9 protein-coding genes and 1 tRNA gene are annotated in these 12,074 nt (G+C 39.0%); 5 read left to right on the forward strand and 5 right to left on the reverse strand.

Annotated elements, in window-relative coordinates:
- Window positions 1-29: 29 nt before the first annotated feature.
- Window positions 30-1,388: an argininosuccinate synthase gene (gene argG / locus KTJ10_RS09460; protein ID WP_014206117.1), complete on the forward strand. Its 1,359-nt coding sequence runs from the start codon at window positions 30-32 to the stop codon at window positions 1,386-1,388.
- Between the two features lie 61 nt (window positions 1,389-1,449).
- Here the strand turns inward: argG and KTJ10_RS09465 are convergent, their stop codons facing one another.
- Window positions 1,450-2,712: a GGDEF domain-containing protein gene (locus KTJ10_RS09465; protein WP_262441879.1), complete on the reverse strand. Its 1,263-nt coding sequence runs from the start codon at window positions 2,710-2,712 to the stop codon at window positions 1,450-1,452.
- Window positions 2,713-2,861: 149 nt separating this feature from the next.
- Here KTJ10_RS09465 and pyrC point away from each other — a divergent pair, with 149 nt between their 5' ends.
- The 4 genes from pyrC (at window position 2,862) to KTJ10_RS09485 (ending at window position 6,936) form a co-directional block, all read left to right on the forward strand.
- Window positions 2,862-3,896 (forward strand): dihydroorotase, encoded by a 1,035-nt coding sequence (gene pyrC, locus KTJ10_RS09470; RefSeq protein ID WP_005070491.1) that lies wholly within the window; start codon window positions 2,862-2,864, stop codon window positions 3,894-3,896.
- Complete coding sequence (gene rnt / locus KTJ10_RS09475) at window positions 3,881-4,543, forward strand: ribonuclease T (RefSeq protein WP_002117536.1); 663 nt, start codon at window positions 3,881-3,883, stop codon at window positions 4,541-4,543. Before pyrC ends, rnt begins: the two co-directional genes overlap by 16 nt.
- Before the next feature lie 18 nt (window positions 4,544-4,561).
- Window positions 4,562-4,637: transfer RNA gene (locus tag KTJ10_RS09480), tRNA-Glu, on the forward strand.
- Window positions 4,638-4,821: 184 nt separating this feature from the next.
- Entirely contained in the window at window positions 4,822-6,936 is a 2,115-nt protein-coding gene (locus KTJ10_RS09485) for a TonB-dependent siderophore receptor (RefSeq protein WP_130127876.1), read from the forward strand.
- Between the two features lie 41 nt (window positions 6,937-6,977).
- Here KTJ10_RS09485 and KTJ10_RS09490 read toward each other — a convergent pair whose 3' ends face one another.
- The 4 genes from KTJ10_RS09490 to KTJ10_RS09505 form a co-directional block, all read right to left on the reverse strand.
- Window positions 6,978-8,222 carry an NADH:flavin oxidoreductase/NADH oxidase family protein gene (locus KTJ10_RS09490; RefSeq protein ID WP_057085941.1) on the reverse strand — a complete coding sequence of 415 codons (1,245 nt, stop codon included), beginning with the start codon at window positions 8,220-8,222 and terminating at the stop codon, window positions 6,978-6,980.
- 188 nt (window positions 8,223-8,410) lie between these two features.
- Entirely contained in the window at window positions 8,411-10,006 is a 1,596-nt protein-coding gene (locus KTJ10_RS09495) for an ABC transporter ATP-binding protein (RefSeq protein ID WP_080779853.1), read from the reverse strand.
- Complete coding sequence (locus KTJ10_RS09500) at window positions 9,981-10,991, reverse strand: ABC transporter permease (protein ID WP_057085813.1); 1,011 nt, start codon at window positions 10,989-10,991, stop codon at window positions 9,981-9,983. The genes KTJ10_RS09495 and KTJ10_RS09500 overlap by 26 nt, the downstream gene beginning before the upstream one ends.
- Window positions 10,991-12,043, reverse strand: a complete 1,053-nt coding sequence (locus KTJ10_RS09505) for a microcin C ABC transporter permease YejB (protein WP_262441881.1) — start codon at window positions 12,041-12,043, stop codon at window positions 10,991-10,993. Before KTJ10_RS09505 ends, KTJ10_RS09500 begins: the two co-directional genes overlap by 1 nt.
- Window positions 12,044-12,074 lie beyond the last annotated feature (31 nt).

Consider the following 12,074-nt stretch of genomic DNA (forward strand, 5'->3'; position numbering starts at 1 on the left):
AGACCGCCTATATGGGGTCTTTTTCATAAATGTTAGGATTAGCAATGACTGATAATGCAACTATCTTGCAGCATGTACCAGTAGGCAAAAAAGTTGGGATTGCCTTCTCCGGAGGCCTAGACACTTCAGCTGCCTTATTGTGGATGAAACAAAAAGGCGCAGAACCTTATGCATATACTGCAAACTTAGGTCAGCCTGATGAAGATGACTACGATGCAATTCCAAAGAAAGCAGAACAATACGGCGCTGTAAAAGCTCGCTTAATTGACTGCCGCTTACAACTTGCGCTTGAAGGTATTGCTGCGATTCAGTGTGGTGCATTCCATATCAGTACAGGTGGTGTTCCTTATTTCAATACGACTCCATTAGGTCGTGCAGTAACAGGTACAATGTTAGTTACTGCAATGAAAGAAGATGACGTAAACATCTGGGGTGACGGTTCAACTTATAAAGGTAACGATATTGAACGTTTCTATCGTTATGGTTTGTTGACTAATCCGAATCTTAAAATTTATAAGCCTTGGTTAGATCAAAACTTCATCGATGAGCTTGGCGGCCGTGCAGAAATGTCACAGTTCCTGATCGACAACGGTTTTGACTACAAAATGTCAAAAGAAAAAGCGTACTCAACTGACTCAAATATGTTGGGCGCAACTCACGAAGCAAAAGATCTTGAATACTTAAATGCTGGTATCAAAATCGTTGACCCAATTATGGGCGTTGCTTTCTGGAAAGATGAAGTTGAAATTACTCCAGAAGAAGTGACTGTACGTTTTGAAGAAGGTGTACCTGTTGCATTAAACGGTCAAACTTTTGACAATCCGGTTGAGCTTATTCTTGAAGCAAACCGTATTGGTGGCCGTCATGGTTTAGGTATGTCTGACCAAATCGAAAACCGTATTATCGAAGCGAAATCTCGTGGTATTTATGAAGCACCGGGGATGGCCCTTCTTCATATTGCTTATGAGCGTTTGGTTACTGGTATTCATAACGAAGATACGATCGAACAATACCGCATTAACGGTTTACGTTTAGGTCGTTTACTTTACCAAGGCCGCTGGTTCGACTCTCAAGCACTTATGTTGCGTGAAACTGCACAGCGTTGGGTTGCTAAAGCGATTACTGGTGAAGTAACTCTTGAACTTCGTCGTGGTAATGACTACACCATCATGAACACTGAATCTCCAAACTTAACGTACGAAGCTGAACGTTTAACAATGGAAAAAGGCGATTCAATGTTTACGCCAATGGACCGTATTGGTCAATTGACTATGCGTAACCTCGACATTACCGATACACGTGCAAAACTTGGTATCTATACAGATGCTGGTTTGCTTTCAATCGGCCAAGGTTCTGCTGTACCACAACTTGATAGCAAGAAAAAATAATTTTCTTACTTAATAAAAAAGCCACCGACAACGGTGGCTTTTTTATTTCAAATATTTGTGCTCAAACAAGTTCTGCTACTTCCAAAGGTTGATAATAAATCTGGTTACGTCCAAGCTGCTTAGCTCGGTACAAAGCTTGATCCGCAGCGTGAATTAATTTTTCCTGATTTACTTTAAAACCTTCTGTATAAACAGTAAAACCTAAACTAATCGTGACATGCTTAGAGACTAAAGATGCTGCATGAGGAATCGCTTGTCGCTCAATCGCTTTATAAATATTTGCAGCGACGGCATAGGCGCCTTGAGCAGGTGTTTTCGGTAACAGCACGACAAACTCTTCTCCACCATAACGGGCAACAAAATCAACATGCCGAATCGAATTTTTAATTGCAGCGGCAATAGATGAGATGACTTTATCCCCCATTTGGTGCCCATAAAAATCGTTATAATTTTTAAAAAAATCGATATCAATAAATAAAACAGCCAATGGGCGCTTTTCTTGCTTTGCACGATAGTAAAAAAAGTCGAACATCTCATCAAAAGTACGTCGATTTGAGATATTCGTCAGTGCATCCTGCTGGCTTAAATGAAGCAATTCAGATGCTTCAATACGTAAAATCTGTTCGTTAAGCTCAGCAAGCTGATTATTTAAAAAAAGGCTTCTTTCTCTTGAGGTAAGCATCGTACTAATTGAAAAACCTAAAATACAACTTCCAAACAGCGCTCTTCCCAAAGCAATAAAATCACAATTCGCTTGCCATAAAATCAGTAGGGAAAAAACACAAAAGGCTGCTGTTAAACCTACATAAAGCATATGTAGAGGCTTTATTCCGCTTAAAATAAAACCCAGCATATATAAGAAGGAAAGTAATAACATCGACTGGTTTTTAAGAGCGACATTTTCTACGCTAAGGAGCAACATTGCATTGATAATAATAGTCAAAAATACAATGCCACATGCGGCGATATAAAAATATTCAGTGAGTTTTTTAAACTTTGCAAAAACCCAAAATAACAGCAGTGCACAAGCAATATTAATTGCGCTAAGTAAACAGTAAATAAAATCCCAAGTAATATAAGGCACCCCTATGACCAAATAGTCTGTAGGTAGAGCCAGCAATATGAAAATGAGATAGGTTAAAACGCCACTTGCTAAAAATTTTGAGATATTCTGTTTAGTTCGCTCAAGATTTAAACACCAGAATTTTTTTTCTAATTGATGTGGCAGAGGTATATTGGCATAACGATGGGTATGTAGAGTTACTAAATATTCTATTTCTTCTTTTGCTTTGAGTAATTCATGTACATTTCCCCTATTCACCACTACTTGATTCCTGCCCATTACACATTAACAAAATATAACATTATTTTTTAAGGCCTCTGCCGCTTTATTTTGCCATTTGTCCGTAATTCTCGTTACCATTTTCACACTTTATCGATTATCATTTGTTTTATTTCGAAGTTTGAACTGCCTTGGATTCTATTACCCTGCTCCAGCCAGATGACTGGCATGCACATTTACGTGATGGTTTAGCATTAAAACGTACTGTACCTGATTTGGCCAAGCAATTTGCTCGTGCGATCTGTATGCCAAACCTTGTTCCACCTGTAAAAACTGTGGAAGAAGCATTGGCTTACCGTGAACGTATTCTTGCTCATGTTCCAGAGGGTCTTAACTTTGACCCACGTATGGTGCTTTATTTTACTGATTTCACCTCACCAGACGAAGTTCGTAAAATTAAAGAATCTGGACATGTAAATGCCATTAAACTTTATCCAGCAGGCGCGACCACTAACTCTGATAACGGTGTAAGTGACATTCGTAAAGTTTATGCAGTCATTGAGCAACTAGAAGAGCATCAAGTTCCGTTATTGCTTCATGGTGAAGTGACTCATAACCACGTTGATATTTTTGACCGTGAAAAACGCTTCTTAGACGAAGTTTTATCACCGTTATTAAAACAGTTTCCAAAACTTAAAGTGGTACTTGAACACATCACAACAAGCGATGCTGCGCACTTTGTTTTAGAACAAGATCGCAATGTGGCTGCAACCATTACGCCTCAACATTTATTATTTAACCGTAATGATATGTTGGTTGGTGGTATTAAACCGCATTTCTATTGCTTACCAATTTTAAAGCGTCAAACTCACCAGACCACTTTGCTTGAAGTTGCAACGAGCGGTAACCCTAAATTTTTCTTGGGTACAGATAGTGCTCCTCACTCGCAAAATGCAAAAGAAAATGCGTGTGGCTGTGCGGGCTGTTATAGTGCGCCTAATGCAATTGAACTTTATGCTCAAGCATTTGACCAAGTGGGTAAATTAGAGCGTTTAGAAGGTTTTGCAAGCCACTTTGGTGCAGACTTCTACGGGCTACCACGTAATACTTCTACCATTACCTTGGTAAAAGAAGATAACCTCGTTCCAGAATCTTTTGATTATTTAGATGATCAAAAAATTATCCCGCTGCATGCCGGGAAAACGCTGCAATGGAGAAAAGTGTGACACAAGAAACCTCTGTCCCGGTCATTGGCCAACGTTTTCGTGGCTTCTTACCTGTTGTTGTTGACGTTGAAACGGCAGGTTTTAATGCCCAGACAGATGCATTGCTAGAAATTGCGTGCATTCCAATTGTGTATGATGCTCAGGGACAATTTGTCCCTGGTCCAGCATTTCATGCACATATTAACCCGTTTGAAGGGGCTAATCTCGATCGCCGTTCGTTAGATTTTATTGGTATTGATCCATTCAATCCAATGCGTATTGCAATGGCTGAAGATGAACGCACTGCATTACGCCGTATTTTTAAATCGGTAAATGAAGTCCGTAAACAGCAACATTGTACACATGCTGTCTTAGTGGGCCACAATGCGCATTTTGACCTTGGTTTTGTACAAGCAGCAATTGCGCGTACAAGCACAAAAAACCAAAACCCATTTCATAGCTTTTCAGTGATGGATACGGTTACTTTAAGTGCTGTTATGTTTGGACAAACTGTGCTTGCGAAAGCTTGTATTCAAGCTGGAATTGAGTTCGATGGTAAAGAAGCACACTCTGCTTTGTACGATACTCAGAAGACTGCTGAACTGTTTTGCTATATTTTGAACAAACTGTCACCTTACCTCCTTGACAGTTTGGTGGCGGCTTCTTAAGATACCGCCATCCTCAACGTCCCTATCGTCTAGAGGCCTAGGACATCGCCCTTTCACGGCGGTAACCGGGGTTCGAATCCCCGTAGGGACGCCATATTCTTTTCTTATAGAATTCCTTTCTATTCCATTTTTAAACTTTTTTATATTTCTAGTTCTCTGTATTTCCAAATAAAATACACTTGTACATATATATCACCGATCCAATATTTCCTTTACATAGATTTACAATATAATAATTCTTATTTTTATACTGATATTTATTATCAACAAGGTTTTAAATGGATCTTAAACTTCGCCTCCTCTCCCTGAGCATCGCTCAACTCTGCTGTATCTCAAGTACTTTCGCAGAAACCAATAATTCCTCAACAACGCTCGCTACCATTAAGATTAAAGCCCAACAAGCTGCCAACCAAACTTATAAAGTCGATAGTTCAAGTAGCGCAACACGTAGTGAAATCGCATTAAAAGATACGCCACAATCTGTCAGTGTAGTGACTCAAAAAGTAATCGAAGATATTGGCGCGACACGTTTGATTGAAGCGCTTGATTTAGCTGGCGGTGTGACCCGTGCTAATAATTTTGGCGGTCAAGGTTTAACAGGCTTTAATCTTCGTGGTTTCACTAGCGGTGAATTTTATCGTAATGGATTCCCGATTAACCGTGGTTATCCAAATGCTCCAGATAGCAACACTATTGAACGTGTAGACGTTTTACGTGGACCCTCTTCTAGCTTATATGGTCGTGGTGACCCAGGTGGTACGTTTAACTTAATTTCTAAAACACCAAAGTCTGAACAACAAACCACTTTAGGTGCTCAGCTCAGTAGTGAAGGTTTATATCGCACTACGGTAGATACCACAGGTATTATCCCTAATACAGAAAATATAGGTTATCGCCTAAATGTGATTGCAGAAGGCGGTGATAGTTATCGCGATCATGTCGAGTCCAAACGATATGGAATTGCACCAGTCATTCAATGGCAAGCTTCTGACGCAACAAAAGTTACCTTTGAAGCCGATATTTTAAGAAATCAGCATCCACTTGATCGTGGTCAAACACGCTATGCAGGTCAGAAGTCTTTTAATAGTTCACCCGAAACCTATTTATGGGAAACAGGTAAATACAACAACCGACTCTACAATGATAACAATATGACTCAATTAAGAGTCGAGCACGACCTTGGTAATGACTGGAAGCTAAATGCTGGTGTGCAATATTTAAATGGTAAATTGCATGGCTATGCGGTAGAGGCAAATGGCATTCAAGATGACGGCGAAACTTTAAACCGAAATTACAACTATCGCGAATTAAAATGGCAAGATACCGATGCCCAAATTAATCTAACAGGTAATTTCCAACTTTTAGGTCTAGCTCATACTTTAGTGACTGGGCTTGAATACGAAAACTATGATTATAAGTCATATATTATTCGTTCAGATGCTAAGTCAAATAACTACCCGATCAATATCTATGATCCAGTTTTAGGCCAACCTCTACCCGAGCTTAAAAACATTACGACCCATGACCGTGAAAATTTAAAAACAACTGCCCTTTTTGTACAAGACCAAATCGATTTAAATGAGCGTTTAAGTGCACTAGTGGGTTTACGTTTTGAGCACTACGAACATGATTACAAAAATCTTTTACCGAATACTGCAAACTGGAATACCAGTCATGACGCATTTATTCCGCGTTTAGGTTTAGTTTTTAAAGCGCGTGATGACCTTTCAATCTATAGCAATGCTGCAAAATCTTTTAAACCTAACACTGGTGCTAGCCGTAATGGAGAGGGATTTGACCCAGAGGAAGGCATGGCTTACGAGTTAGGCTTTAAATGGCAAGCACTCGACAATATGCTATCGGTTGACTCTGCGATTTTTTATGCAAAAAAAGAAAATGTCTTAACTCTCGATCCTGTAGATTCAGCCTATAAAGTTGCTGCTGGTGAAGTTCGTAGTCAAGGTATTGAGCTAAATGTTGCAGGGCAAATCACTCCAGCTTGGAAAATTATTGGTGGATATGCCTATACAGATGCAGAAGTCAGCAAAGATAATACTTTGAAAAAAGGAACCACTTTAGCCAATATTCCAAAGAATAGTTTTAATCTTTTAAATATCTATGAATTTCAGGATGGCACTTTACAAGGCCTAGGTCTGGGCATTAATCAAAAATATATTGATAAACGTGCAGGTCAAACAGCCAATAGTACTTACACAATGAAAGGTTATGCTGTTACAGATTTAGTTTCTTACTATCAGGCAACACCGAAACTTCGTATTAACTTAGATCTGAAAAATCTTTTTGACAAAGTTTATGATGAAAGCGCTTTCAATCTATATGCATATCCGGGTGAATCACGTACTGTTCAATTAGGTATGAGCTATACGTTCTAAAACAAATGCGCCATTTCAGTTATTGAAATGGCGCATTTGTTTTACGCAGACTTACGCGAATTCACTTGTCCTTGAATTACCGCTTTAATATTACCTTTGGCATAATTCAAAAACACCACCAGTGGTGAAAGTTTTGGATTTGGTTTTTTACCCTTGCCAATCGTTTTAAATTGAGCGGCATACCAAATGATTTCCATAATTGCCATTTTATCGACAAAAGGTAAACCTGTTTTAATCGGTTTTACAGCATAGCGAACATCTTGCCCTGCAATTAAACGTTCTGTTAAATCGGTTTCTACTGCAAATGGGCGAGCAATTCCAATAAAGTCACATGCACCACTTGCGAGTGCAGCATTCATGCCTTCGACCGTACGGAAGCCACCTGTCACCATAAGTTTACACTTAACATGCTGGCGGATTTTTTCAGCAAAATCTAAAAAGTATGCTTCACGCGCAATCGTACTTGCTTTACGTTTGTCGGCCTTAGCTCCAGCCATTGCTGGTGCCTCATAAGTACCGCCTGAAATTTCAATTAAATCAATACCAGCTTCATCCACTGCTTTAAATACTGAAATTACATCTTCTTCGCTAATACCACCACGCTGGAAGTCAGCTGAGTTAAGTTTCACTGAAATGATAAAATTATCTGAAGTCGCTTCACGCACCGCTTTATAAACCTCTAGTAAAAAACGACTACGATTTTCAACTGAACCCCCCCACTGATCTGTACGCTTATTGGTTAATGGCGATAAAAACTGACTAATTAAATAGCCATGTGCACCATGTAATTGCACCCCTTCAAAGCCTGCTTTTTCACAAATGTGAGCTGCTGTCGCAAAACGTTTAATAATATCTAGAATTTCATCATGAGTAAGTTCACGTGGCGTTCCAAACATGGTTGCTAAAGCTGGGCTAAAAGGTACGGCTGAAGGCGCTACGGTTTCTTTATTTAAACCTTTTGGACACTGACGACCTGGGTGCGACAATTGAATCAACTGCACCATGCCATATTTTTTACCTAATGCCGCCCATTCTTTTAAGCGCTCTAGGTCACGTTCATTTTCGATAACAACAACACCTGGTTCATTTTTTGCGCCGGCATTTACCATGACATTACCAGTAATCGCACAGCCAAGCTCACCTTTTGCCCATGCACCATATAAACCCAAATGTAAGTCATTTGGTTGGCCTTCATAATTTGCAAGTGCCTCACTCATTGCACCTTTAATAATTCGGTTTTTAAAGGTGGTATTGCGAATTGTGATGGGTTGAGCAATCTGGTTCATGGTTAACCTCTGTTCTTTGAGTTTTAGAGCAATTACTCTAATTTAAATGAGTTATTGGTCATGTCAAGTCATAATCGATAACTGACAATAGCACATGTCAATTTTAAAAAAAATAAAAATATGCAACTTTTTGCATTAGAAGTTAACTAAAATTTATTTATATAAAACAATAAATTATAAAAATATCTTTAAAAGGATGCTTTAATTAACTGTTTCGTATATTCACTCTGAGGCTTAGAAAATAAGAGTTCAGTTTCCTGATATTCAACAACTTTGGCATGACGTAACACCATTACTTTATGGCACAGTGCTTTTACTATATTGAGATCATGACTGATAAAAATATAACTTAACTGCTCAGTTTGCTGTAATTGTCTCAACAACTTGATCATGGTTTTTTGCGTGGTCCGATCTAAGGCCGACGTAGGTTCATCCAGAATTAAAAGTTTAGGCTGAACCACCAAAGCTCTGGCTAAGGCGACACGTTGACGTTGACCGCCTGAAAGCTCATGAGGATAACGATGTTGAAAATCTTCAGCCAATTCAACTTTTACCAAAGCAGATTCAACTTGCTGCTTTATCTCGTTTTCATTCACAGCTTTTAATTTTAACCCTTCCGCGATAATCTGCCCTACTGTCATACGCGGGTTTAAACTGCCAAATGGATCTTGGAATACGAGTTGAAAATCTGATCTCATCAAACGCAAGGCTTTTGGCTGTAACTGATTTAAATATTGACCTAAGAAAACAATCTGTCCTTTGCTCTGAATAAGCTGAACCAAAGCCAGAGCTAAAGATGACTTACCCGCACCACTTTCACCAACTACCCCAAGTGATTCACCTTGAGCAAGATCGAAACTCAAATCTTCTATTGCGGTGAAATATCCTTGAATGCGATTTAAAATTCCTTTTCTTATAGGAAACTGCACGCTGAGTTGTCGAACTGATAAAACATTCTGTTGAGCAGGTCTAGACTCTACTTTTCCAAAATCATGATCTAACAACTGTGCTGTATAACTTGTTTTAGGATTTGCAAAGATTTGGCTCAGTTCACCTTGCTCTACTACACGCCCACTTTGCAATACAATCAGTTTCTCAGCATAGCGATGTACTAAATTGAGGTCATGGCTAATTAAAATAAGTGCCATTCCATATTTTGCTTGTAAAGATTTTAATAGCTCTAAAATCTGTATCTGTAAGACCACATCCAACGCAGTAGTAGGTTCATCAGCAATCAGAATTTTAGGCCGAAGTGCCAATGTCATCGCAATCATGACACGTTGTCTTTGTCCACCAGAAAGCTCATGCGGATAACGTTTTAAAATTTGTTCTGGTTCAACAATTCCAACATCTTTTAACAGTTCAAATATTTGCTGTCGAACTTCAAGTTTTGAAAACCCAGATAAAAGAAGGTTTTCCCCTATAATTTTTTCAACCCGATGGAGCGGATTTAATGCAGTAGCAGGCTCTTGAAAAATCATAGCGATTTTTCGACCACGTAAATTTGATTGAGCTCTTTCATCTAGCTCAAGCATATTTTGTGAACCAATCCAGACCTGACCCGTTATTTCTAATTTTTGTTGTAGCAAGCCCATTATTGCTAAGCAGCTCATCGATTTACCTGAACCACTTTCCCCCACAATAGCCAGTGTTTCCCCTTCATTTAAGTAAAAATTTAGATCTTCTAATAAAATCTTTTGGTCTTTGGTTTGAACTGAAAGATGTTCTACCTTCAATAACGTTGAAGCAGTATTTAAACTATTTTCTTGGGTCAAACGCATCACGGGCCGCCTCCCCAATATAAATTAAAAGTGAAAGAACAATGGCCAGACTAAAAAAGCCTGAAATTGCTAGCCATGGCGCATCTAAATTATTTTTACCTTGCAACAATAACTCGCCTAATGAAGCTGCATCGGGTGGCAGGCCATACCCTAAAAAATCAAGAGCGGTTAACGCACTAATATTAGTCGTTAAAATAAAAGGTAACTGAGACAAACTCGAACTGATCGCATTGGGCAAAATATGCCTAAAAATAATCGCGCGATCGGTCACTCCCAAAACTTGGGCTGCACGAACATAATCTAGCTGGCGAGCTTTCAAAAATTCTGCTCTAACGATGCCCACCAAAACAGTCCAGCCGAAAAACAACATAATGAAAAATAGCCAATATACATTTGGAACAAACATACTGACTAAAATCATGACCATAAAAAGCATGGGTAAGCCATTCCAGACCTCAACCAAACGTTGCCCCAATAAATCTACCCAACCGCCATAATAACCTTGAATGGCGCCTACAGTAATTCCAAATAAAGAGGAACAAAAGGTTAAAGCTAAACCAAAAAGTAACGATACTCTTAAGCCATAAAGAATGCGGGCAAAAACATCCCTTCCCTGATCATCTGTTCCCAACCAGTTTTGCTTGGAAGGTGGTGATGGCACAGGAACGGCCAAATCTAAATTGGGCGTTTGATATGAAAATTGAATGAGGGGCCAAACTGCCCATCCCTTAGTATTAATAAGCGCTTGTATAGCAGGATCTTTATAATCAGCTTCTGTTTCAAACACCCCACCAAACGTGGCTTCTGGATATGTTTTAAACACAGGAAAATAGTAAGAATTTTCATACTTCACTAACAACGGTTTATCGTTAGCAATCAACTCCGCGGCTAAGGACAAAACCAAAATCAGACTAAATAAAATAAAGCTGACCCAGCCCAATTTATGCTGTCTAAAACGCTGTAATCGTGTCCACACAATTAAAGACATTATTTGCCTCCTTGTGCGTCAAAGTGAATTCGCGGATCAATCCATTGGTACAACACATCGCAAATGAGACGTAAAATTAGGCTAAATAAAGTAAAGAAAAATAAAACCCCAAAAATAACAGGATAATCACGCTGAACAATTGCTTCAAAGCCCAACAACCCCACCCCATCTAAATGAAAAATAATTTCTACAAATAGGTTACCTACAAAGAAAATGCCCGCTAACGCTTCTGGCAACCCTGCGAGCACAACTAAAATAGCATTACGAAAGACATGCTTATATAAGACCTGTTGGCTGTTCAAACCTTTTGCATATGCAGCCAAAACGTAGGGCTTATTGAGTTCTTCTAAAAATGAGTATTTAGTTAAATAGGTTAAACTGGCAAAACCGCCTAATACCATGGTAATTAGTGGCAAAGTCATATGCCATAAATAATCGGTAACTTTGCCCCAGACACTAAGTTGATGGAAGTTATCTGATACTAAGTTTTGTAGTGGAAACCATTGAAAATAAGATCCACCTGCAAAAAAAACAACTAACAAAATAGCAAATACAAAACTTGGTACAGCGTACCCCACCACAAGCACTAAAGAAGTGGATCGATCAAACCAAGAGCCCTGCTGCTTTGCCTTTTTAATTCCCAGCGGAATAGAAATGAGGTAAATGAGCAAAGTACTCACCAGCCCAAGTGAAATGGAAACAGGCATTTTTTCCCACAACAATTGCACAACGGGTTTATCTTTAAAGAAACTTTGTCCAAAATCTAAAGTTAAATAGCCTTTTAACATTAAGAAAAAACGTTCAGGTGCAGAACGATCAAAGCCATACTGCGCCTTAATTTGTTCAACCATTTCAGGGCTTAAACCTTGAGCACCTTGATAATAAGTTTCTGCACTTAATGCACGACCAATTCCCAAATCGCTTTGTGCCTGATGTATTGCTTGCTCAACTGGTCCACCCGGTGCAATCTGCACAACCACAAAGTTAATCAATAGAATGACAAACAATGTGGGAATCATTAAAAGAAGTCGCTTGAGAATATATGAACCCATATAGCAGGATTTCCTTTATGGCAAGTGCTTT

This window comes from Acinetobacter sp. WU_MDCI_Abxc222, from assembly GCF_025514755.1.
GTDB lineage: Bacteria > Pseudomonadota > Gammaproteobacteria > Pseudomonadales > Moraxellaceae > Acinetobacter > Acinetobacter geminorum.